Genomic DNA, 21,419 nt, shown 5'->3' with positions numbered 1-21,419 from the left:
TTTTGACGTTTGGGGTCTGATTCGGCGTCCCGGATGCCGTCCTCCGTCGCCATTCGGCGAAGCCCGAGAAGCCGGCGGATGGAACCGTTAGATCGTTAAAAAAACAGTAGGATTACTAATCGCAATGCGATTCCCGCGGTCGATATAATGAAACTGTGATGTAGATCACAGCGGTCCGGGACCGGATGCATCTTAGCAGCCACACACTTATGTAAGCGCTTTATGCGGGTTGCCAAACGGTGCAGCCATGATTGGATCGGCCATAACAAAACAAGCGAGGGGTATACATGAACAAACTGTGCAAAAGCGGCATTGTCCTTGCCGCGGCGGCCATGCTAGGTTCATGCATGACGGCGTGCGGCAATACGGAACAAAAGGAGCAGGCGAATCCGCCGAACGACAGCGCCAAAGCGGAAGAACCGATCGAGCTGGTTTTCTACGGAGGCCAGAGCAACTGGACCGATGAGATGTTCTGGGCGCTGTACGGCGATCCGATCAAGAAGAAATTCCCTCATATTACGCCCAAATTCATTTCCAATCAGAAGGTCAAGCTGACTTCGCTCATGACGGCAGGAGAGCCGATCGATTTGCTGCTCGTTACGTCGACAGGAACACCGGCGTATATTTTAAACTACCAGCTGCAAACCGACATTTCCGGCTTGATCAAGGAAAGCAAGTTCGACCTCGGCCGCTTCGATCCGAATATCGTCAATATTCAGCGCGATCTCGCCAAGGGCGGCATGTATGCGCTGCCCGTGTTCACCCAGTTTCCGATTTTGTTCTACAACCGGAGCCTGTTCGATAAGTTCGGGGTGCCTTATCCGAAAGACGGGATGACCTGGGATGAAACGTACAATCTTGCAGCGAAGATGAGCCGGATCGATGCCGGCACGAAGTATTACGGCTTCGGCACGACGCTGACGTTCCATATGAAGACGAGCCAAATCCCGCTCACGCTGGTCGATCCCGCAACGAACAAGGCGCGGTCCGACGACCGGATCAAGCAAGTATTCCATAACTTCTCCAGGTTTTTCACCATTCCGGAATTTGTGGCGACCGAGGCAATGAGCAAGGGTACGGCATATGAGAATATGTTTTTCAAGGACCAGACACTGGCGATGTGGTCGCATTATACGAATCTGGCCCGCAGGATGCCGGATACGGAGCAGTTGAACTGGGACGCCGTCTCCTTGCCTTACTACCCCGAAGCCAAAGGCATCGCCTCCTCCGTCGATCCGTACTTTTTATACATCACCTCTACCAGCAAGCATAAGAAACAGGCGTTTGAGGTCAGCGCTTTTCTCACTTCAGTGGAGGCCCAGATCGAGCTGGCCAAGGAAGGCTTCACGCCCGTCATCCGGGATAAAGCGGTTCAGGACGCGTTCGGCCAAAACAACAAAAACTACGCCGGTAAAAACATCAAGGCGTTCTTCCCCGACAAAATCGCCGCCGCGCCTCCGTATTCGCCCTACTACTCGCTTGCCGATGCCAGCCTGCTGAACGCGTTCAGTAAAGTCGTCATAGGCAAGACCGATGTCAATACGGCATTGAGGGAATACGAGGAAGAAGCGAACAAAAAAATCGAGGAGCAAATCAAGTCGGAGAAATAGCGAGACCGTTGGATTGCTAAAAAAATTGTAAGATTACTAATCGTAATCCGCTTCAGCCCCCCGATATAATTGTAGGTGTGATCTGGATCACACTTGATCTAAACCATTCGTTAACCGAACCTCGGGACCTGCGCATAACCGGGTGTTACGCACAACGTCAATGTAAGCGCTTATAACCGAAGGGGGAAGCACATGAACCGAATACAAACAGGCGCAGCTCTGCTTGCGATTGCCGGGATGCTGGGGTCGCTCGTCACCGCCTGTAACCAATCCAGCACGCAAGGCGCACCGAACGCGTCCAATGCACCGGACAAAGCGCAAGAGCCGATCGAGCTTGTCTTTTACGGGGGACAGAGCAACTGGACCGACGAAATGTTCTGGGCCTTGTACGGCGATCCGATCAAGAGAAGGTTTCCGCATATTACGCCCAAATTTATCGCTAATAGCAGCACTCCGCTTGAGCAGCTCGTCACCGCCGGAGCAACGATCGATCTCATGCTTGTGACACCGGCGGGCACGCGAAGAATGGTGCTGGACAACAAATTGAATTACGATATTTCCGGACTGATCAAGGAAACCAACTTCGACCTGAACCGATTTGATCCGAGTATTGTCAATGCCCAGCGTGATATTGCCAAAGGCGGACTGTATGCGCTGCCCGCGTTCATTCAGTTCCCGATCTTGTTCTACAACCGGAGTTTGTTCGATAAATTTGGCGTCCCTTATCCCAAAGACGGGATGACATGGGATGAAGCCTATGATAAGGCCGTCACCATGAGCCGTACCGTCGACGGGGTCAAATATTACGGACTCGGCACTAACGCCACGTTCCATTTTAAAACGAGCCAGCTGCCTTTGGCCCTTGTGAATCCGCAGACGAATAAAGCGTTAAACGACGACAAAGTAAAACAGGTTACCGAAAATTTCACTAGGTTCTTCAAGGTGCCGGGGTATGAATTTACGGAAAAAATGAGCAAAGGCGGAGACTTGGAGCAAATGTTCTTCAAGGATCAGACTTTAGCCATGTTTCCGCACTTTACGAATGTGTCCCGCCGTCTGCCCGATACGGAAATGCTGAACTGGGATGCGGTGTCGCTGCCCTATTACTCGGAAGCCAAGGGCACAGCGCCATCCGTCGATCCGTACTACCTCTACGTCATGTCCACAAGCAGATACAAGAAGCAGGCGTTCGAAGTGAGCGCGTTCCTGACATCGCTGGAGGTGCAGATGGGACTGGCCAGGGAAGGATTCACTCCCGCCATCCGCGACAAGGAAGTGCAGGCCGCCTTCGGCAAAAACAACAAAAACTATCAGGGTAAAAACATCGGAGCGTTCTTCCCTGAGAAGTTCGCTGCGGCACCGCCTTTCTCGCCATACTATGCGATCGCCGATACGAGCCTGCTGACTGCCATCAGTAAAGTGGTGACGGGCAAAAAAGATATGAATACGGCTTTGCGCGAGTACGAGGAAGAAGCGAATAAAAGAATCGAGGATCAGATCAAATCGGAGAAGTAGGCATGGGGCCGCCATAACAGAAGCGCCGGAAAGACGGTAAACGTCCTTCCGGCGCTTGCGTTTATACGGAGTCTGGCTTGACAGCCCTTGCCTCTGACGGCTTCCGTAACCGATTATTGCTTGTCTACATACCATTTCGCTACGGCGGTCGACGAGGTGTAACGCGGATTCGTCAGCACGCTGGAAGCCGTAATGCGGTACAGGCCGGGCTCCTCCGGCAAGCTCAGCTTGATGCCGAATGTATCACCGCTGAACGGCGCCGGGGTATCGGAGACGTTCCTGTACCCGCTTCCTTCCTGTTTTTCAATGGTAAATGTAAGGCCGCTGCCCACCTTCGAGCTGACCTGCCCGGAAAACTCCAGCTCGGCGGCCGTTGTCTTCATATAAGCCTGCTCTGGGGCAACGCGCTTCAGCACGGAGTAGTCGCCGAATCCGAGCGGGCCGTTATAGTCGATGATCGGCTTCACATTTTGCATCGTCAGGTTGACGATGAGGCTTTTGTAGTACAGCAGACGGCCGGCTTCCCCTAACCAAACCTCCACGTCGTTGCGGCCAAAATCGATCGGCGCGCCGGAGCCGAAGCGGTACTTCGGACCATCGCCCGGTTCGGGAAGAGAAGCGCCTCCCCCGCTGCCTCCGTTCCACTCGCCGCCGTTCATGCGGCTGGTCACATAAACACTCGGAACGCCCTTATCGCCGGATACGTACTCGTCGGCAAAAACATAGTAAAAATAGCTGCTCGCGGTCTCGGGCAAGCCGTAATCCGCCGTCTCGTATTCCCGGTAATCGATATTCAGCGCACGCGTCTCGGGGTCCCAAACGGAATAATAGCCGAACAAATACTTCAGGTCGGTTTCGAAGGCGAGCAGCTCCCCGTTCACCGTCTTCGGCTCGACGTACAGCTCATCGCTCGCCACAGGAGTGCCGAACCAGAACCGCTCCGCTGTCGCATCCCCGGCTTGAAGGCTGAAGCCGTACGTTCCGCTCCGCACTTGCAGCTTGCCATCCTTCGCCTGTTCCGTACGGTAGCCGAGCCGCTCCGCCATCCACTGCACGGAAACCATTGGCCTATTGTCGATGACGCTGCCGATCTCTCTGCCCTCGTGCATGATCTTCTCGTCTCCAATGGCGACGCCTTCGATCGTGACCGATTGCTTCTGGCGAACCGTAAGCAGCGACTGAGCCGGCCGCGCTTCTTTGCCAGAGCTGGCCGCCGGTGAGAACGACAGCTTGCGCTCCTTCTCCGACCAGTTCACTTGCCCGAACGGCTCCAAATCGTTCAATATGACGGCCGTTTTGCCGCCGATATTGTAAGACGGTATGTTGACATCGCCGAAGTATGCTGCGATATCCGTGTACAGCACATCGCCCAGCTTCTCGCCGACTTTGGAGGCGGACGGGGATACCGGCAAAGGACTCGGCTGCTTGCCCGCGACGGGCTCGATTATAATTTCGCGCCGCTGCGGAATCCATGCCACGTCGAAGCCGTACTGCCGCAAATCCTCCACGACGACGGCTGTATAGCCGTTCACGTTCATCGAAGGGATCGGGCTTCCGTTCACGACGGCCTGAATATCAGTCGATTGCACTTGACCGACAACGTCACCGATATCCAGCTGCGCGGCCGTCGCAGCGGATGGCACCGCCGCAATCGTGCAAAGCGCTGCGATAAGCAGCCATTTTATTTTCATAGCGCACACGCTCCTTCGGTTGGAAAAGATAAAGATGCGCTGAAGCGTAACTGCATTCTTCAGCGTCTATGTGTTAGACGATATGAACCGCCGGATGGTTGCTTCGCCATGCGTTCGATCCGCTGTTTCCGCTACAGCCCAATGAAGGGTGCGCACATGACGGTGCAGCCGGAAATGAACCTTCCCGGGAATATATTCGCCTCTCCGTAAAGAAGCGCCCGAAGCTCCTGCTTGTCCATGAAATGTCCTTGCAGTTGCCTCTCTCCGGCATGTATACGGGTCTATTATACCATTGTGCTCTACGCAAAAGTATGGCAAAAACTCGCTCCATCGTTATGCGATTGCACTATGTGCTGCGGTCAAGCCGGTCTCTTGCCGACTTGGACAGTCGGGAAAGCCAGTAAGCCGCTCCTGTACCTGCGCCGAGTGCGCCGCCTGAAAAGCAGAACCCCAGCCCAGAACCTTCCGTCGGTTCTGAGCCGGGGCGCTTGGGCCGGGAATGAAGCGTATGTCTGGCGATGGAACTTTGGCTGAAGAGGGACTGCGGATATCGAAGGTCAGCGGCGATCGGTATCCGCAGTCCGTCTGTTTATTTGTTACACCCACGGTCGTCTCATGAGCCCTTTGTACATACGGACAAAACCTTGCTTTCCTCCTTCAAAAGCGCCTTGCCGTAAGGCGATGATAGCAACGGCAATCATCGGTACAATAAGCAGCGCAATCACCACAAGCGGATTTCTGTAATAATCCGATCCGGTCGTAAAAATAATCATAAAAACACTGAGCGGAAACATCGCGATCGAAAAAATCAAATAAATAAAGCATGCGAAAAAACGGAACGGCCTACCGGAATCTGTAGCCTCGTTGACTCTCAATAGCGACAACATGATGCCAAAAATGGACATAGGCATGAAAAGCAAGAAAAGCGGCGGATACAGCTCCGCTCCCAGCCAAAACAACCCAAAATACAACAGCGGCTGATACCTTAGCATTCCGATTCTTCGTTTCATCCGACTTCCCCCCACTTCAGGATCGATGCGTAACCCCCGTTATATTTATATTCCAGCATTACGGATAATTTTGGCAAAAGTTTCGCGGATTGGAAGTTGCGAAAACCCAAAAATTAGCTCCTCTCAATCCTCCAGGTTTACCCATATAATCGCGCCGTTCGGATGCTTGTACGGCTTCGGCCGCTCGAACAGCGTCGGGTTCGCGAAAATCCAGGCATGCGTATGTTGATACGGAAGCGTTTCGCATGCTTGCTTCGGGATGCCATGGAATTCCGTGCTTTCCCGGTACTGCTCCAGCTCCAGCCGCTTGCAGTCTACCAGATCCACGGTGCCGAGAATGAGACCCGATCCGCTTCTAATCAGCGCGATGGTGCCGCGGATCACTGTATTGGAACCTCGGATCTCCCATGTTTTCTTGCCTTCGAAAATCCGGTCGATCCATGGCGACTTGATCAATAATCCCTTCATGGAAGCCTCCCTCCCGCCTACACTCGTTCACCTACTCATTTCCACGAAAAGCCGTTCTTTCCTTCTTCGTGCCACAACAACCGAACCGATTCGGTTGCGGTTACGGGGTCTTCACTAGCAGCAAAACGGCGGAACAGCGAACAACCGGCTGCCGCAGCAGCCGGTTCCGTATGCGCCGATCCATTTATCCGTTTACGTTGATCCGTAATTGTTCGGACGGGTTGTCGGTGTAATACCAGAAAATATACAGTTCCGCATCCGTTCCGGTAAAGTTAGGGTACATGTCAACGGCCCGGTTATTGCCGTCTCCGTAGAAGCCGGCGCCTACAGGTTTGCCGACGATGCGGCTTGATCCGGTGCCCATATACGTCTGATTGACTCCGCCAAAGCTCGGGTCGGCTGACTCACTCTGCACGTACAGATTGCCGTCCTGTTTGTAATAAGTCCATGTGACGTCGTAGCCGCCGACCTGCGTCGTCATCGTTTGTTTCTGTTCGCTAATGCCTTTCAAGCGGATCGGTTCCTTGGCGTCTCTGTGCTCGATTACCTCATATTGAGCGATCAGCGCGATCGGCGACTGCTCCGTCATGCGCAGTCCGGGTGGAAGCTCGAAGCGGAACGTCGTTTCCTTGGAATTGCCTTCCCCGTACCATAGGCCTCCGTTCAACACCTCGCCGTTCACCTCCAGTACGTAGTTGACGAACGGGAACCGCATATACGGTTCATGAGCCGCCTTGAGCCGGATTTGCGTCGGGGTCACGATCATTTCTTTGAGCACCATTTGCTTGTCGGCGTGAGCCGCAGGGATGTTCAATTGGCGTTTGATGGTACCGCTCAACATCTGTTTTTTATCCAAATGCAAATCATAGGTCCAGGCCTTGTCGATCCGCCGCTCTTCCCGCGTATAGAGCAGCTTGTAAGAGACGGACGGTTCCTGTACATCGCTTACGGCAAAATGCTGCTGGCCGGTATATTCTCCGTTCTCACCCGGTTTGCCGAATACGCCGGTTGCCGCGTCCTTGACAGGCGTATCCCCTTGGAACACGCCGATCCGGGGAAACGCCCATGCCTGAGCATCCGGGTTACTGAATGTTACGGCAGAAGCGAGCATCACTTTGTCCCCCTGCACAAATGGCTGCAGCGTCAGCTTGCCGATTCCGTCCTGCCCAATATCGAACGATTGCGTTTTGTTCTCGAACGGCTGAAACGCAAGATCGCGCTGCACGGAGGAAAAAGCTTGCAATTTTCGCGCCGTGAACTGCACATCGGCTTCCTGGCCGTCCGGCGTCCACTCTGTCTCGAAATAGCCGGTCCACGCCTTGTTGCCCTGATCCCAGGTCTGACTGTGCCGCCCTTCAATGACGCGGCCGCTGCTGTCCGTAAGCTGCATTGTGGCAAAATACAAGCTGTCTTTCTCCGAACCGCCCTCGGTCTTCAAGCTGTACAGCAGCACCGTCCGGTTATCGTCCACAATGGCCGTATGTACAGTGAGCTTCGCGCCGTCTTGTGTCACCGACTTCTCGATGCTTTGCCCTAAGCCCTGCTGCAGTGCCGATTGAATCCCGCTGCGATAAGAAAGAATCGGGTCCCAATTATACGAGAGGGCCGCCACCACCGGGGTTGCTACGAGCACCGCGGAAAGAACGGAGATGACTGCCGCTTTGCGAAGGCGCCTGCGCTTCGGGGCGTTCATGTCCACCGGCTGCAGCTTATCGCCAGGCCCGGGCAGCGCCTGCTCCAGTCGGCCCCACATCGCGTCAAAATCCGGGTATTCGATCTGCTTGTCTTCATTCAGCCATTTCGCAAAGGTTTGTTCCGCCTTGTCCATACGCTTGTCCATCCTTTCCACGTTGCGATTCTCCCTTCGTCATCAGCTGCCTCATCCGCTTCAATCCTTTATTCAAGCGCGACTTGACCGTCCCTACCGGGATGCCGAGAATGTCCGCGATCTCGTTCAAGCTGCATTCGTTCAAGTAGCGAAGCGACACGACCGCCTTCATCTTCCCTGGCAGTTCGCGCAGCAAATGGATTGCCTCCATCGCCGTCTCCCGTTCCTCGGCAATCGTCTCGGCCGCTTTCTCCGTTACGGGCGTCGGCTCGAGCTCCAGCCGCTTGTGCTTCGTTCGCGCGCGCTGGTCCTTCTTCAAATGATTAAGGCAGTGATTCACCGTTACTCGCATGAGCCATGTTTTCAAATGCTCCACCGTTCGCCAGTCGTGCCGGAATACGGTCATGAACACTTCCTGGCACACGTCCTCCGCATCGGCGGCATGGTGGAGCATGAAATAGCACGTCCGGTACACGGCTTGATTGTACGTCTGGAACAGCTCCTTTTCCGTCAAGCGATCCCCTCCTTTCCGTTTCTGACTACTAAACAACGCCAGCCGTCAAAAGGTTCATTCGATTTTCCCATTGTCTATGAACATGATAAAATGTTCGTAACCGCAATGAAAGGTGGAACACACATGGGATATGCGTTTACGATCGAGCCCATTACGTATAGCGCCTTTGAAGACGAAACGGCGCAGATCGACAAGTGCAAGGAATGGGGCTTATTGTCTGAGAAGGCGGCGAAGATGAAGCCATTTTATTACAAGCGGGGCAGCCTCCAGTTGACCTGCTCCATTGTCGGCTATGCCGACCAAATGACAGCGGTCATTGAACTGGAGAACGGGCAGAAGCATTGCATCCACCCGTCGTATCTGAAGGAGATGCAGGCGGCCAGCTATGGGCAGCGGGTCGGGACCGCGGCCGAGGAATCGGCTGTACCGGAAACAGCCGAAGCGGACGCCGGGATGGAAGCAGCCGCGGCGACGACCGGAGGCTCGGGGGGCGTGATGGAAGCTGCGCCGGAAACCGGGGACTCGGACGCGAGCGAAGAGGCGGCTCCATCCGTTACGCAAGCCAAGGCCGCAGCCAATGCTGACGATGCGTCTGCCGATCAGCATACTGCGGCACCGGCAGCGGAGCAGCCCGCGGTGGACAAGCCGGCGGCGGAGCAGCCGCCGAAGGAGAAAGCGAAGAAAGGCAAAGCGGCGAAAATCGAGCTGCCCGAGGAGAAGGTCAAGATGACCGCGACCGTGCAGCAGTTTACGAGCGTGCCGAACCATTTCACCGAAACCGACGACGAGGTGATCGTCTACGAGGCCGTTGCCATCGCCGAGCCTGCCCTCGAGCTCGGCGCCGCGTGGTCCAGCTACAGCAACACGCTGAAGAAGCTGGAGCTCACCGTCGGCGATACGATTACGTTCGAAGCGAAGGTGGTCGCCAAGAAGCTGACCAAGCATCCTGTGCCTTACAAAATCAACAATCCGGCCAAAATTCAAAAAGCGGAAGCTTGAATTACAAACGGGAGTATGCGCCGGCATGCTTCCGTTTTTTTATTTTTTCCAGCCCCTATTCCGAATAAATTTTGCTACAATAGGACTTGGTTTTCATTATCCCAAAGGAGGAGAATGGGCTTGAATCTGTTTCACCTGATACCCGAGCTTCGCCGGAAGCTGTTCGGACGGTTTTGGAACCCGATGCTGGTCACCGTCATCGCGGGTGTGCTGAGTGCGCTCTACTTTGGCGTCACGGGCACGTTTTGGGCGGTTACGGGCGAATTTACCCGATTTGCCGGCCATGGGATGGAGTGGCTCGGAGTCGATCCCCACAAGCTTACGTACATTGAACAAATTATGCATCTGGAGGGCAGTCCCATCGACCGGATCGACGGATGGGTCGTCACCGGCATGTTCCTCGGCGCCCTGCTCAGCGCGCTGCTGGCCGGTCAATTCAAGCTGCGCCTTCCGAAGCAAAAGCGCAGACTGGCGCAGGGCTTCGTCGGCGGCATCATCGCCGGATTCGGCGCGCGCCTTGCGATGGGCTGCAACCTCGCGTCCTTTTTCACCGGCATCCCGCAATTCTCGTTCCATGCGTGGCTGTTCATGCTCGGGATGGGCATCGGCACATGGATCGGCGTGAAGGTGGTGCTGCACCCGCTGCTGCTGGGCAAGCCGCGGCTGGAGAAAGCCGCACACGGGCCGCGTCCGATGGTCTCCACGACGCCGAAGCTCCAGCCGTGGATCGGACTCGTCGTGCTCGCGGTGGCCGTCGTCTTGGTTGCCGTAGAGTTCGCCGCGGGTAAACCGAAGCTGGCGTTGGCCGGCCTGTTCGGGGTCGCCTTCGGCCTGCTGATCCAGCGCGGACAAATCTGCTTCACGTCCGCCTTCCGCGACTTGTGGGTCACGGGACGTGCTACGATGGCCAAGGCGCTCTCAATCGGCATTATCGCCGCGACGCTGTGCACCGCCGTCATCATTTCGCTGGGCGTCCCGCAAAAAATCATGTGGGCCAGTCCGGGCGCGCTGATCGGCGGGCTGCTGTTCGGCATCGGTATCGTCATTGCCGGAGGCTGCGAGACCGGCTGGATGTACCGCGCGATGGAAGGCCAGATGCAATATGTCGTGGTAGGCGCGGGCAATATCGCGGGCGCCGGACTGCTGGCGTGGGGCTGGGATCACTGGTCGTTATACGCGACACTGGTGGAAGGCTATCCGAAATACAATCTCGTCTCGGAATGGGGCTGGGGCGGAGCGATTGCCACCACGATCGGCCTGATGCTCGCGTTCTATGTATTCGCTCTGTATTGGGAGAAGCGCGTCCGTTACAAGGCGGACCGCAAAGGTCAAACCGTGCTGATGAAAGCCGGCGTAGCAAGAAAGGAGATGGCTTAACATGAACCCGCTTCGAACGGAAGACTTCAAGCTCGAACAGATTCAGCCGACGATGACGCTCAATCTGGAAGGCGAGCCTTGCCCTTACCCCGTCGTCTACAGCCTGGATGCGATGGAGCAGCTGCGCAAGGGAGAAATATTGGAGGTCATCGCCGACTGTCCTCAAGCGTTCCACGCTGTGCCGGAAGAAGCGCGGCGGGCCGGGTACGTGCTGCTCGGCGAGCCGGTGACGGACGGACCGACGATCCGCTTTTATATATTAAAGCCATAGGCAGTGACAAACCCTCCGGTCTCGCTTGTATAAGCGGAGCCGGAGGGCTTTGTTTTGGTTGCGCCTGAACGCATCCATTGACTAGGAAATCGTAAATACTTCGTGCTCGGCGGACAGCTCGATGAAACGCTTCATGGTCGAGATTTCCCCGGCGTACAGCTTGTCCGTCACCTCGTAATAATCGGCGCATGTTTTGCAGGCGAGAACCGGCACACCCTGCTCCTGAATTTCCTTCAGATGCAGCGAAGCGACGGATGCATCCGTAAGGGCCAGCACCCCGCGATGCATGCAAAAGATAGCGGCCGGCTTTCCCTCTTCCTGCTTCAAAATCGTAAAGAACGATTCCAGAATCGTCTGTCCCAGCTCTCCGTCGCCCTTCCCCCAGCTGTCCGTGCTCAGCAAAATGACTTTATTGCGCATCGTAACGCCTCCTTGGATTGGTTTGTCCCCTTGTATTGTATCAGAAACCGCTTCATTTCGCCGATTCCCGTCGTGTCCTAAATCCGCAATGCATAAGAAACCGCTGACCGCGTTTTTTGTTAACATGAAGCTACAGCTGTGGATTCCAAAAAAAACACGATTCGCGAAAAAGGAGATGTCCGCATGAAATCGAAGATTCATAAAATCACTCCGAACCTCTGGTTCGACTCGCAGGCTGAAGCGGCGGCGAGGCATTACGTATCGATCTTTAACGATGCCCAGATCGGCAGAATTACCCGCTACGGAAAGTCGGAGCGGAGCGAAGTCCACGGGATTCCGGAGGGAAGCGTCATGACCGTCGAATTCCAGCTGGAGGGACAGCCGTTCGTCGCCTTAAACGGCGGGCCGCACTTTCAATTTACAGAGGCAATCTCGTTTATCGTCCACTGCGAGTCGCAGGAAGAGATCGACTACTATTGGGAGAAGCTTGGCGAGGGCGGGGATGAGAAAGCCAAAGTGTGCGGCTGGCTCAAGGATAAGTTCGGCGTCTCGTGGCAAGTCGTTCCTGCGGACTTGAGCGAGATGATCAGCGGCCCGGATTCGGCCCAATCGCAGCGCGTGATGAACGCACTGCTGCAGACGAAAACGAAGATTGATTTGAACGCTTTGCGCCGAGCTTATGAAGGGTAACCAGAGCAAGCTTGAACCCCTGTCAAGGTGAATATCTGCGGCAAGAAGAACATAGGGCCGGTGTACTAGACCTTAGCCTAGCGAATGTCCCGACTCCCGTCCGTTTCCTGAAAATTCCTCGCGTCGTATATTTGAACCAAGGAATATACGAGATGAGGAGCGTTCATTTTATGAAAAAAACGATCGGTTCGATCCTTGCCGTCATGCTAACGGTAAGTACTTTTGCAGGATCTTTCACTGCTACGGCGGCGGCGCAGAATCCCGGTGTTCATGCAGCTGATGCGGCCGCGGTCAGTTCTCTTCCCCCGCTCGACCTCAGGACGATGCGTGAGGTGCTCTCCGGTCTGCCGAACTCGAAGGCGACGGCGGCTCTGGTCTATGTAGGTACCCCGACAGACAGCTGGATGGGAGCATCTGGCGTGGCCGATATCGCATCCAACGCCCCCGCAAGGGCGGATGGCCGATTCCGCATCGGCAGCATCACGAAGGTGTTTACCGCCGCCGTTGTGCTTCAGCTCGCTGCCGAGCAAACGGTCGATTTGAACAAGCCGATTCAGCACTATTTGCCCGGCCTGCTGCCCTCCGAGTTTCCGCCGGTACTCGTAGGACAACTGCTCAATTACACGAGCGGCCTTCCCAGTCCCGTACTGCCGGACCATCTCGGCGATGAAGAAATGCGCTACAAAAATTGGACGCCTCAAGAGCTCGCCGAGCTGGCCTTTCAACAACCGATGGAATTTGAACCGGGTACCCGGCAGCACTACACTAACATCAATTACGTTCTTGCCGGCTTGTTGATTGAAAAGGTGACCGGTAACCCGTACGAAGTCGAGGTCCAATCCCGAATCCTGCAGCCGCTGGGCCTGTACAACACGTATTTGCCGGGAAGCGACGTGAGGATGATCGGTACACATGCGAAGGGCTATCAAGCGATTCAGCGAGAGGATCGCGTCGAACTGGAAGACGTGACCGAAGGGAGCCAGTCCTTCACTTGGGCGGCGGGGCAGATCATTTCAACAACCAATGACCTGAATGTCTTCATGACCGCTTTATTTCGCGGTGAAGTCGTGCCGAAGAACGAACTCGAGCATATGTTCACCGTACCGGACGTTCCTGTATGGAGTAAAGACGGCGCGGACGCCGGCCAGGCGACAATGAGCATGGGCATGATGCGAACCGAGATCAACGGCATGACCTTCTGGGGGAAGACCGGAGCAAGACCGGGCTACGCCAACGGCATGTTCGCTACCCGTGACTTGCAGCGCAAGGTGGTTTACTCTGTCAACTCGACCGATGCCAAAGGCCCCGATCAAAATGTGCTTGGACTCAAAATCGGCATGGCCGCTTTCGGCATCAAATAATTAATAATGCAAGGACCAAGCCCGCCTGTCATGGGGGCTTGGTCCTACGATTGCATCTACATCATGTCCTCATGACTATGAAAAGCCGAGAACGGCGGGCCCTCTTCGAGACGCTGACGGATCTGACGGGCACACTCCTCGGGGCTAAGAATTGAAGTATCCACTTCCATGTCGTAAATGCCCGGCACATGGACAGCGTGCTGCCACAATCCCACCGGCTTCGGTACGGAACCGTCTTCTTCGTAGCCGGCATTCCAAGTCGCGATCCGCCGCTGCATGACAACCTCTATCGGACATCGCACCCCCACAAATAAAACCGGCAATCCACTCAGGATCCTGGCGCATCTGGGAAGAATTCCTCGAGGGCTAGAGTAAGAGTCGTGGTGCCAGACATCCGCCACGACATTCAGTCCTAAGCGGCTATGTGCCGCAATGGACTCATACATCGCCTCATACAAGGTCACAATGAGAGGCTCAAGGTCGGGGCGTTCCCCTCCAGGCCGAAGCGAGATCCCCGGCTGGTAGCGTTCAGGCGTCATTTTCTTGAATAGACTGCCCCCCACGTTCATCCATACCTCCTCAAACGTATTCTGGATCGCATGGACAATACTGGTCTTCCCAGCCCGCGGATTGCCATTGAGAATGACGATTTGACCGGGCTTATTTTCGTGCGGCATGCATTTCCCTCCATTCATGATTTCAATTGACCCCACCGCTTCACGTTAAGGTTTCCATATAAGCGTCAAACTGGAGCGCAGCTTCCGATAGCTCTCGCTGCATGGATTTCTTCGATTTCGAGGAGGCGAGCTTTCTCAGCAGATCGGATGGATTAATTTTTCTAATCCTGGGATTTCGGTACAAGACAGGCTTATTGGCATAATCAAGCTGCTCGTACAGCACTTTCATGTCCGGGTCCAGATGTAGTTCGAGCTTGTGAACGGCGGCTTTGGAGGTAAGCAGCTCCAGCTTCCCCCAATCCTCATGAAAGGGGCTGTTCCCGTCAAGGATCACATCCTTCATAAACTTCCAGGCCAACTGCTGTTTATTCGAGCTTGCGATCATCGATAACGTGGTGATATAGGAGGAAGTCGCTTGAACGCCGTGGGCTGGCTTCGGGATGGCGGCCACGCCGAAGTCGCTCCTTCTCTTAGACAAATAAAAATACATCCCCGCCTGGCCGATTGCCATTCCTGTATTATGGCTCTTAAGCTCCTCGAATGGCGGCATCATGGAGTTCGATACCAGCTTGCTGCTCGTTCCTTTGTTGATTCCATCGAGCACCTCCTTCAACGCCTCTGCGACCGATTCGGCGTCGATGTACCCGGTCAGCGTGGTGTCGTCGGGCGACACTACCTGAAGTCCGTTGCTGAGCGCAACCGTTTCGAGGAACTGCATGTCAAACGGCGTTACGCTCCCGTAGACTGCCTTCCCGGTTTCACGATTAGCCGTCTTCAGCTTCTTGGAAATTTCGAAATATTGCTGCCAAGTCATCGCACCGCTCGGATAAGCCAAGCCCATCTGATCGAACCATTCTTTATTGTAAAAAAGCACCAGCGGCTGCGGCGACATCGGAATGCCGGTCAGCCTCCCATTAACGGTCGTCATGTCGGCCAGCGTCTTGTACAGGTCGTCGGTGGTCATCCGATCCGCTTGATAGAACGGAAGCAGATCGGCATATACCCCTTCTTGCGCCAATGAAGCATAAAAATTGCTTAACACGAGATCGACCGGCTCCCCCCTCTGCAAGCGTCTTCGCAAATACATCTCCCGTCCCCAATGATCGAATGTTTCAATGGTAACGATAACGCCGGGGTTCGCCTTCTCGAACAGCTGTGCGTGCTTCTGAAACAGTTGCGCCCGATTTCTGAATGAACCCGACGATGCTGTCGGGATCAGGATTACAAGCTCCTCCGCCCCCTCTGCCGATCCCGTCGCAGGGGCTGTCGTAATGGTATGGCTCAAATAATTATCGCATACGAATTGTCTCCACTCGGATTCCAGCTCCGCCAAGTCTTTGTGAAAAGCAGATTCAACCTCCGGCTCCCGCAGTAAACGCTGTAACAGTGGCAGCCCGTAACGGGTATGAATAAAATCCACCAAGGTGTAACTGATATGAAGACGCGGGACACCGTTTGAAAATGTTCCATTAAAGGTCGTCATAATTTCGTTGTATGTAGGAATTTCATCCGATCGCATTCTAGCAGATAACGATCTTTTTACCCACGCGCGAGGTCTCTCCATCCCTATATATTCGCCTACCCCTTCGTATAGCCATCTAGGGAGACGAGGATTGAGCTGTTGGGCCAGTTTTGACCCAAACAAATATAAGGCGGAGCGCAGCACATCTTCATAGCAGCGTGTCGGTCCCGGATTAAGGGGAGAAACCATGCTTACCCGATTTACCCCCGTAAAGGAGTCCGCGCATATATCGACAGGTCTCTTAAGCGACTTATGAAACGATTCAATGTTGGGATACACTTCATAAGTAATCTTTTGCGTCGGAACATAATTAAGCAACGTTGTAACACGTTGAAAGTTTTTTCGAAGTAAATTCATAATATCGTCCATAGCCTGATCGTCTTGCTTCATATGCCTCTGTCTTTCAAGCATATTCACCATAATAAACAATTGCTTTGTAGATAATGGCTCAGGAGAGTGCCAATCTTCAAGCACGTTTTTCATTTTCCCAATGCACCGGTATAACCGATTCTTCACTGTGCTTTCATTTAACTCCAGCTGGGATGATATTTCGGCAAAAGGCAATCCGACTGCAAATCGCATGGATATGATGTCTTGATCCATTGGATCCAAATGTCTCATAGCCGTCCCCAAATCAATCTGAAAATCAACATCCCTTGTAAAATCGGCCGTAACAAAACGGTACATCTCTTCGCGATCCGCAGGCAGCTCCCTTTTACGGTAGCTCCGCTTTTCTTCATTTATTATGGTGTTCTGCGCAATTTTATAAAGCCAAGTATATAGTTCGGATTCATGCCTAAACGCCGAAAGCGATTGGTGCGCTTTGAGAAAAACCTGCTGGACGATGTCCTCTGCCCGATCCTCTCCGACTTTATGAATCACGTATTTTTTTAACCGTTCATAGTGATGCTCCAGAGGCTCATGGTGCTTCTCATTCGTCAATCAAGCCACTCCTCTCGCTTCATATCTCCCTTAAAATATAACATATTTTACCACTTATAGGATGCTATATTTCCTGAAAAGTCCTTATACACTTTGCGACTTTCCCCCAACTTATTTTGTCTAACATGGGCATGGAGGTGAATCAATCGGTGATGAAGCCGAAGACTACAAGAAGAGGGGGAGTCGATTTGAAAAAAAAGCAGTTACTGCTTATGGTGTTGTTTTCTTGTATATGTGTTCTGCTGGTTGCTTTATTCGTCGCTAAACCACTGCTCATCAAACCTAGCGCGAAGAGCTCCAACGGTAAGCTGTATATTCACGGTGGCGGAACTGGCAGTGTGACGGGGTTTGCCCAACTGTTTCATGACAAGACGAAACCCATTGTGGTTATACCGACTGCGGATGAAGGTGAACATTTCGGAAAGTCGTGGCCAACGTTGCGCTCTTTTTATAATGCTGGATTTACGGATGTAACTGTACTTCATACGAGGGACCCTAACACAGCCAACCAGGATGAATTTGTAGAGCCGCTCCAGAAAGCCGCGGGCGTGTTTATCGTCGGCGGCCGGCACCCGCTCAAACACCGTTATGATCGGAGACCATCTTGAAGGGTTTGGCTTTCTCAAAAATGTTGCTATTGACCAGCATTTATTGGCTAGGAACCGCGAGTTTGATCTGCTTGAAGTTATCGAAAAATATCCGGAGCTCCTCGGTATTGGAATCGATGAGGGGACGGCTATCGTTGTTTCGGGGGATACGTTTGAAGTGGTCGGAAACAGTAAGGTTGCCATATATGATGAAAAGTCCAAAGACCGGAAGCGTGAGAAATTTTACTTCCTGTCCGCAGGAGATACATTTAACCTGCAAACTAGAACAGCTACGCCGAAAATTCAAAAACCGGAGAACCCCCCGCAGACCCATGAATTAACGATCCTCTTCCCCAAAAATAGCTCCACCACATGGGTGAACAGGATGAATACATTTCAAAAGCATGCCAAGCTGTTCGAAGCTGCCCATGAAGGAGTAAAAATCACCTTTGTTTTTCTCCCGTCAGAAAGCTACCATAGCTCACTGGTTAAACGGATGGAGGAAAAACAACCGATGGATCTTGTTTTCGGCGCCTACGATGCAGAACTCAGTCACAAGGGGACGTTTGCCGATCTGCTGCCGTTTTACAAGAGCGAAGGCATGACAACGGATGATATATACAAACCGTTGATTGACTTTGCTACTGTGAATGGAAAATTAACGGGGATTCCGATGACACCGGACCCCATGGTCGTCTTTTACCATAAAGGCTGGTTCCGCGTGGCCGGATTGCCGGAGCCTACAGATGATTGGACTTGGGAGCAGTTCTTTAACACCTCCATTCTCCTGAAGGATGCCAATGCCGTGCAAGGAAGGGAAATTTACGGCAGTGCCGTGCCGATGGAACTCTCCTTATTTGAAACATTGGCCCATAGTAAGGGGAAAAGCCTACTTTCGCCTGACGGCAGCACCTTCAGCGGTTATTTTGATAGTCCTGTAATTGCAGAAGCCGTTGCCGGCTTGGTCACAGGCGTGGATAACAGCAAAGCCATCAAGCAAACCTCCAGCCCCTATAACGACATGCTTACGGAGCTTCGAACCGGTAACGCCGGAATGGGCGTATCGAAGGCTCTAAATTACTCCTTTTTGTTAAGAGCTTGGGACGCCGAAAATGTTGGCGTTGTATCCGTTCCCCGTCTAACCAGCAGCGTGAGGGCAAACTCCGTGTCGATCAGCACGCTGTCCATCGCAGCAGCTTCCGAACAACAACCGCTTGCATGGAAATTTATGAAGGATGTCATTCTAAATCCGGAAAGCGGGTTCCAGCGGGACTGGGCCAAGCAGGAAATGCTGACCTCCAAAGCAGCCATACAACAATGGAAGCTTACAGAAGATGCGGGTATGAAGGTTATGTACGAGGAATTGAATTACGCGGTGAGTCCTAGCATGTATCGAAATCCTAAACTGCAAATGCTTAATATGACGACCGTGTTCAAATCACTATTGACTGCACATTCCCCTGCCGCTGTTCAGAAGCGATTAACTGAGGCTGCAAGCAGCCTGGATAAACGTCTAGCTCAAATTCCATAGGTCAACCCCATATCAAATCGGCAGACGGATCATCAATGACCGGCTGCCGAGTCTTGTAAGCGGTCAGCCCTGCTGCCCGAAATAAAAGAAAATGCCTCCTACCAATATAATACGTATGGACCAGATGAGAATATTTCCAATGCCGGGTTTCTCTCCATGACGCAATATCTTGATGCCCAATGGAATAAATGAAATACAAAGTCCAGTAATAGCTATCATGGAAAACGGTGTAGTGCCTTTGAGCACACCTAACGGAAGAGTAGCCATAAGAGCGAGAGCGACAGAAGAGAGCGGATGAAGTGTACCAGAACGAAAGGCTCCGACCGCGAGCAATATCCAACCCATCATGATGGCGAGGTTAAGAGTACAGAATATATGAAACGCCCCATAGGAGTTCGCAACGACCTCGGTAGCAAGCTCAATGCTTTGATTTCGGACTAATTGAAAAGCAAGATGGTCAACACCGGAATGAAATGTTCGGGCAAACAATCCGAATATCGTGAATACTCCGCCCCACATTGCCCAGCCGGGCTTCCTTCTCCCTATTAACCCGGCAAGCACAATGACGGCAGGACACAAAAGCAGATTGCCCGCGGCAAAACAGCTGTAAGACACGGCCATTAGAATCGGATGCATCTGAACGGCCGCAAGCTGCTCTGGAAAGAAGAAATGAAACTGCCTGCGGATTAATACGCCTACCAGCAGAAGCAAGGGACTTACAATAAGAGAAATCCCTCCAACCCAGCGACCGGGAAACCCTATAGCGAATTCGTTAGTCCATTCTCGTTTTACATGATCATTCATTGGGGATGCGCCTCCTATTTCGGATTCTCCTGTTAACCAATGTATCAGGCTAATCTTAAGAAAATAGAAGGCTAATTCTTATTATATTTTAAGAACAATTATCGTTAACGTTGGCTTAGTCTTATATGCCCCATTATGTGCTTTCGACTGGAAATAATGTCTTCAATACACGGCTCACAAAGTCGGTCTGCTCTTCTTTAGTTTCGACTTTACCCAGGAAATTCAACTGAAACGCATGTTGAAAGCAACTGCCCAGTAATAAATCCGCGGCGGCTCTCGGATCCATCTCCTCGGGGATTCTGCCGTACTGTTTCTCTTTCAACAAGTACGCTTCCACAGCCTCATTTGCTCTGTGAGGACCTTCATTTCTTGTCGTAAATCCTTCTCGATGGCGAAGCAGAATATCCGGTTCCGAGAAAATAGAACAGATCAAAGACATGGAATTGCTGAAATCCCCTAATGCCGCAAGAGACACCTGCTCCAAATTTTTAAGCACCGGTTCTTTACCGACAAGGTTTGGCAGCGAGGATAAGGTTCCCATCAAATGTTTCAGCTGCCCCCGCAACACATGAAGAAATATATCCTCCTTGTTGCGAAAATGATTATATAACGATCCTTCAGAGCAGCCGGCCGCCCGGGCAATTTCCTTCGTCGTGGTTTTGGCCAATCCGTTCGTTAATAACACTTGCTCGGCAGCTTCAGAAATTTTATTTTTTAAATCCAAGATCATCCCTCACTCTATTGACATGGCATGAAAAGCTGTATATGCTCACATTATGAGTGTGCACTCACTCAAAGTCAAGCGATGAATTGCTGGGATGAACGAGTTCGTGTGTATAATATTGAGTGTGCACTCACTCATTACTACTTTTGAGAAAGGAGGTGTCCCCCATGAAGTCCCAAAACTACAGCAATTACGTAAGATTGATTCCGGGATTCCATTTTTTCCTCGTGCCGCTCGGTTTGATTACGTTGACGGCTGCAGTCGTATATCTGTTCATTTCGGTACGCAGCACGGTGTCGCTGTTTGCCCCACTGTTATTCGTGTCCCTTTCCCTCATGATGGTCATGACCATGATATTTTCCCGGACTTTCGCATGTAAGGCTCAGGATCGCGCGATTCGTGCGGAGGAAAACTTGCGACACTTCGTATTAACCGGCAAGCTGCTCGATCCCAGTCTGACGATGAACCAAGTAATCGCACTGCGCTTCGCTTCGGATGATGAATTTTTGTCTCAATGTGAGAAGGCTGCTAATGATCGCACTCCCCCCGAAGCCATTAAACGTGAGATTAAAACATGGAGAGCCGATTATGATCGGGTTTGAACTTAAATACGGAGGTGTCAAATGAGCAGTTTAACGGAAACGTTCAAAGGGACGACTATGGGAATGCTGAAAACCTATGTCCAACAATATATCGATCATACATGCCAGCAAGTGTGGGAGCAGCATCTGCCTGAAATCGAACGAATCTTTGCAAAAGGAGCCATTCCTGTAATGAAGTAATTTGAGCTTTGAACGCAAAAAGCCCCTCTTGTATACTGGGAAACGTTCCGGCAAGAACAAAACCCACATACGAAAGAGGCGCTCAAAATGAAGTAT

21 protein-coding genes and 1 pseudogene are annotated in these 21,419 nt (G+C 52.7%); 11 read left to right on the top strand and 11 right to left on the bottom strand.

All coding sequences use genetic code 11. The annotated features are described in order from the left end of the window. Positions 1-287 precede the first annotated feature (287 nt). Both KXG62_RS29210 and KXG62_RS29205 read left to right on the top strand, forming a co-directional pair. Positions 288-1,610 carry an ABC transporter substrate-binding protein gene (locus tag KXG62_RS29210; RefSeq protein WP_218095543.1) on the top strand — a complete coding sequence of 441 codons (1,323 nt, stop codon included), beginning with the start codon at positions 288-290 and terminating at the stop codon, positions 1,608-1,610. Between the two features lie 192 nt (positions 1,611-1,802). Next, a complete protein-coding gene (locus KXG62_RS29205; RefSeq protein WP_218095542.1) occupies positions 1,803-3,125 on the top strand; it encodes an ABC transporter substrate-binding protein in 1,323 nt (440 codons plus the stop codon). 113 nt (positions 3,126-3,238) lie between these two features. Here KXG62_RS29205 and KXG62_RS29200 read toward each other — a convergent pair whose 3' ends face one another. From KXG62_RS29200 to KXG62_RS29180, 5 genes are all read right to left on the bottom strand, one after another. Beyond that, positions 3,239-4,816: a hypothetical protein gene (locus KXG62_RS29200; protein WP_218095541.1), complete on the bottom strand. Its 1,578-nt coding sequence runs from the start codon at positions 4,814-4,816 to the stop codon at positions 3,239-3,241. A gap of 596 nt (positions 4,817-5,412) precedes the next feature. Then, the gene (locus KXG62_RS29195; RefSeq protein ID WP_218095540.1) at positions 5,413-5,826 is read right to left on the bottom strand and encodes a hypothetical protein; all 414 of its coding nucleotides are present in this window, start codon (positions 5,824-5,826) and stop codon (positions 5,413-5,415) included. Between the two features lie 123 nt (positions 5,827-5,949). Beyond that, on the bottom strand, positions 5,950-6,294 hold the full coding sequence (locus tag KXG62_RS29190) for an ASCH domain-containing protein (protein WP_218095539.1): 345 nt from the start codon (positions 6,292-6,294) through the stop codon (positions 5,950-5,952). A 184-nt stretch (positions 6,295-6,478) separates the two neighbouring features. Then, positions 6,479-8,134 (bottom strand): DUF4179 domain-containing protein, encoded by a 1,656-nt coding sequence (locus KXG62_RS29185; protein ID WP_246627698.1) that lies wholly within the window; start codon positions 8,132-8,134, stop codon positions 6,479-6,481. Next, on the bottom strand, positions 8,082-8,636 hold the full coding sequence (locus KXG62_RS29180) for an RNA polymerase sigma factor (RefSeq protein WP_218095537.1): 555 nt from the start codon (positions 8,634-8,636) through the stop codon (positions 8,082-8,084). Before KXG62_RS29180 ends, KXG62_RS29185 begins: the two co-directional genes overlap by 53 nt. Positions 8,637-8,759: 123 nt before the next feature. On the opposite strand from KXG62_RS29180, the gene KXG62_RS29175 reads away from it, so the two are divergent. The 3 genes from KXG62_RS29175 to yedF all read left to right on the top strand — a co-directional run bounded on the left by KXG62_RS29175 (position 8,760) and on the right by yedF (position 11,283). Further along, positions 8,760-9,635: a hypothetical protein gene (locus tag KXG62_RS29175; RefSeq protein WP_218095536.1), complete on the top strand. Its 876-nt coding sequence runs from the start codon at positions 8,760-8,762 to the stop codon at positions 9,633-9,635. A gap of 120 nt (positions 9,636-9,755) precedes the next feature. Beyond that, on the top strand, positions 9,756-11,012 hold the full coding sequence (gene yedE / locus KXG62_RS29170) for a selenium metabolism membrane protein YedE/FdhT (protein WP_246627693.1): 1,257 nt from the start codon (positions 9,756-9,758) through the stop codon (positions 11,010-11,012). A gap of 1 nt (position 11,013) precedes the next feature. Further along, the gene (gene yedF / locus KXG62_RS29165; protein ID WP_218095534.1) at positions 11,014-11,283 is read left to right on the top strand and encodes a sulfurtransferase-like selenium metabolism protein YedF; all 270 of its coding nucleotides are present in this window, start codon (positions 11,014-11,016) and stop codon (positions 11,281-11,283) included. A gap of 81 nt (positions 11,284-11,364) precedes the next feature. Here yedF and KXG62_RS29160 read toward each other — a convergent pair whose 3' ends face one another. Next, the gene (locus KXG62_RS29160) at positions 11,365-11,703 is read right to left on the bottom strand and encodes a DsrE family protein (RefSeq protein ID WP_218095533.1); all 339 of its coding nucleotides are present in this window, start codon (positions 11,701-11,703) and stop codon (positions 11,365-11,367) included. 183 nt (positions 11,704-11,886) lie between these two features. Here KXG62_RS29160 and KXG62_RS29155 point away from each other — a divergent pair, with 183 nt between their 5' ends. Continuing rightward, entirely contained in the window at positions 11,887-12,393 is a 507-nt protein-coding gene (locus KXG62_RS29155) for a VOC family protein (RefSeq protein ID WP_218095532.1), read from the top strand. 170 nt (positions 12,394-12,563) lie between these two features. Next, complete coding sequence (locus tag KXG62_RS29150; RefSeq protein ID WP_218095531.1) at positions 12,564-13,754, top strand: serine hydrolase domain-containing protein; 1,191 nt, start codon at positions 12,564-12,566, stop codon at positions 13,752-13,754. 56 nt (positions 13,755-13,810) lie between these two features. Here the strand turns inward: KXG62_RS29150 and KXG62_RS29145 are convergent, their stop codons facing one another. The 3 genes and pseudogenes from KXG62_RS29145 to KXG62_RS34735 all read right to left on the bottom strand — a co-directional run. Next, positions 13,811-14,431 carry a chloramphenicol phosphotransferase CPT family protein gene (locus KXG62_RS29145; protein ID WP_218095530.1) on the bottom strand — a complete coding sequence of 207 codons (621 nt, stop codon included), beginning with the start codon at positions 14,429-14,431 and terminating at the stop codon, positions 13,811-13,813. 40 nt (positions 14,432-14,471) lie between these two features. Further along, entirely contained in the window at positions 14,472-15,851 is a 1,380-nt protein-coding gene (locus tag KXG62_RS34250) for an extracellular solute-binding protein (protein WP_246627692.1), read from the bottom strand. Positions 15,852-16,436: 585 nt separating this feature from the next. Beyond that, positions 16,437-16,895: pseudogene (locus tag KXG62_RS34735) on the bottom strand (RNA polymerase sigma factor); the annotation flags it as partial. Between the two features lie 188 nt (positions 16,896-17,083). Here KXG62_RS34735 and KXG62_RS29135 point away from each other — a divergent pair. Together KXG62_RS29135 and KXG62_RS29130 are read left to right on the top strand one after the other, a co-directional pair. Next, positions 17,084-17,503 carry a type 1 glutamine amidotransferase family protein gene (locus KXG62_RS29135; RefSeq protein ID WP_218095528.1) on the top strand — a complete coding sequence of 140 codons (420 nt, stop codon included), beginning with the start codon at positions 17,084-17,086 and terminating at the stop codon, positions 17,501-17,503. Continuing rightward, on the top strand, positions 17,484-19,013 hold the full coding sequence (locus tag KXG62_RS29130; RefSeq protein WP_218095527.1) for an extracellular solute-binding protein: 1,530 nt from the start codon (positions 17,484-17,486) through the stop codon (positions 19,011-19,013). The genes KXG62_RS29135 and KXG62_RS29130 overlap by 20 nt, the downstream gene beginning before the upstream one ends. 63 nt (positions 19,014-19,076) lie before the next feature. Here KXG62_RS29130 and KXG62_RS29125 read toward each other — a convergent pair whose 3' ends face one another. After that, positions 19,077-19,817 (bottom strand): hypothetical protein, encoded by a 741-nt coding sequence (locus KXG62_RS29125; protein ID WP_218095526.1) that lies wholly within the window; start codon positions 19,815-19,817, stop codon positions 19,077-19,079. A 133-nt stretch (positions 19,818-19,950) separates the two neighbouring features. Next, the gene (locus KXG62_RS29120; protein WP_218095525.1) at positions 19,951-20,541 is read right to left on the bottom strand and encodes a TetR/AcrR family transcriptional regulator; all 591 of its coding nucleotides are present in this window, start codon (positions 20,539-20,541) and stop codon (positions 19,951-19,953) included. A gap of 167 nt (positions 20,542-20,708) precedes the next feature. On the opposite strand from KXG62_RS29120, the gene KXG62_RS29115 reads away from it, so the two are divergent. Together KXG62_RS29115 and KXG62_RS29110 are read left to right on the top strand one after the other, a co-directional pair. Then, positions 20,709-21,143 (top strand): DUF6526 family protein, encoded by a 435-nt coding sequence (locus KXG62_RS29115; RefSeq protein ID WP_218095524.1) that lies wholly within the window; start codon positions 20,709-20,711, stop codon positions 21,141-21,143. Between the two features lie 21 nt (positions 21,144-21,164). Next, positions 21,165-21,323: a hypothetical protein gene (locus tag KXG62_RS29110; protein WP_218095523.1), complete on the top strand. Its 159-nt coding sequence runs from the start codon at positions 21,165-21,167 to the stop codon at positions 21,321-21,323. Positions 21,324-21,419: the final 96 nt, after the last annotated feature.

The sequence above is a fragment of the Paenibacillus solanacearum genome (genome assembly GCF_910593845.1).
Taxonomy (GTDB): Bacteria; Bacillota; Bacilli; order Paenibacillales; family NBRC-103111; genus Paenibacillus_G; species Paenibacillus_G solanacearum.
The sequence above is the reverse complement of the archived record's forward strand: the minus strand, read 5'-3'. Positions and strand labels throughout refer to the sequence as shown.

Coding starts and splice junctions, on each gene's coding strand:
- KXG62_RS29210 (WP_218095543.1), top strand. CDS start 288: ATGAACAAACTGTGCAAAAGCGGCATTGTCCTTGCCGCGGCGGCCATG.
- KXG62_RS29205 (WP_218095542.1), top strand. CDS start 1,803: ATGAACCGAATACAAACAGGCGCAGCTCTGCTTGCGATTGCCGGGATG.
- KXG62_RS29200 (WP_218095541.1), bottom strand. CDS start 4,816: ATGAAAATAAAATGGCTGCTTATCGCAGCGCTTTGCACGATTGCGGCG.
- KXG62_RS29195 (WP_218095540.1), bottom strand. CDS start 5,826: ATGAAACGAAGAATCGGAATGCTAAGGTATCAGCCGCTGTTGTATTTT.
- KXG62_RS29190 (WP_218095539.1), bottom strand. CDS start 6,294: ATGAAGGGATTATTGATCAAGTCGCCATGGATCGACCGGATTTTCGAA.
- KXG62_RS29185 (WP_246627698.1), bottom strand. CDS start 8,134: ATGGACAAGCGTATGGACAAGGCGGAACAAACCTTTGCGAAATGGCTG.
- KXG62_RS29175 (WP_218095536.1), top strand. CDS start 8,760: ATGGGATATGCGTTTACGATCGAGCCCATTACGTATAGCGCCTTTGAA.
- yedF (WP_218095534.1), top strand. CDS start 11,014: ATGAACCCGCTTCGAACGGAAGACTTCAAGCTCGAACAGATTCAGCCG.
- KXG62_RS29160 (WP_218095533.1), bottom strand. CDS start 11,703: ATGCGCAATAAAGTCATTTTGCTGAGCACGGACAGCTGGGGGAAGGGC.
- KXG62_RS29155 (WP_218095532.1), top strand. CDS start 11,887: ATGAAATCGAAGATTCATAAAATCACTCCGAACCTCTGGTTCGACTCG.
- KXG62_RS29150 (WP_218095531.1), top strand. CDS start 12,564: ATGAAAAAAACGATCGGTTCGATCCTTGCCGTCATGCTAACGGTAAGT.
- KXG62_RS29145 (WP_218095530.1), bottom strand. CDS start 14,431: ATGCCGCACGAAAATAAGCCCGGTCAAATCGTCATTCTCAATGGCAAT.
- KXG62_RS29130 (WP_218095527.1), top strand. CDS start 17,484: ATGATCGGAGACCATCTTGAAGGGTTTGGCTTTCTCAAAAATGTTGCT.
- KXG62_RS29125 (WP_218095526.1), bottom strand. CDS start 19,817: ATGAATGATCATGTAAAACGAGAATGGACTAACGAATTCGCTATAGGG.
- KXG62_RS29115 (WP_218095524.1), top strand. CDS start 20,709: ATGAAGTCCCAAAACTACAGCAATTACGTAAGATTGATTCCGGGATTC.
- KXG62_RS29110 (WP_218095523.1), top strand. CDS start 21,165: ATGAGCAGTTTAACGGAAACGTTCAAAGGGACGACTATGGGAATGCTG.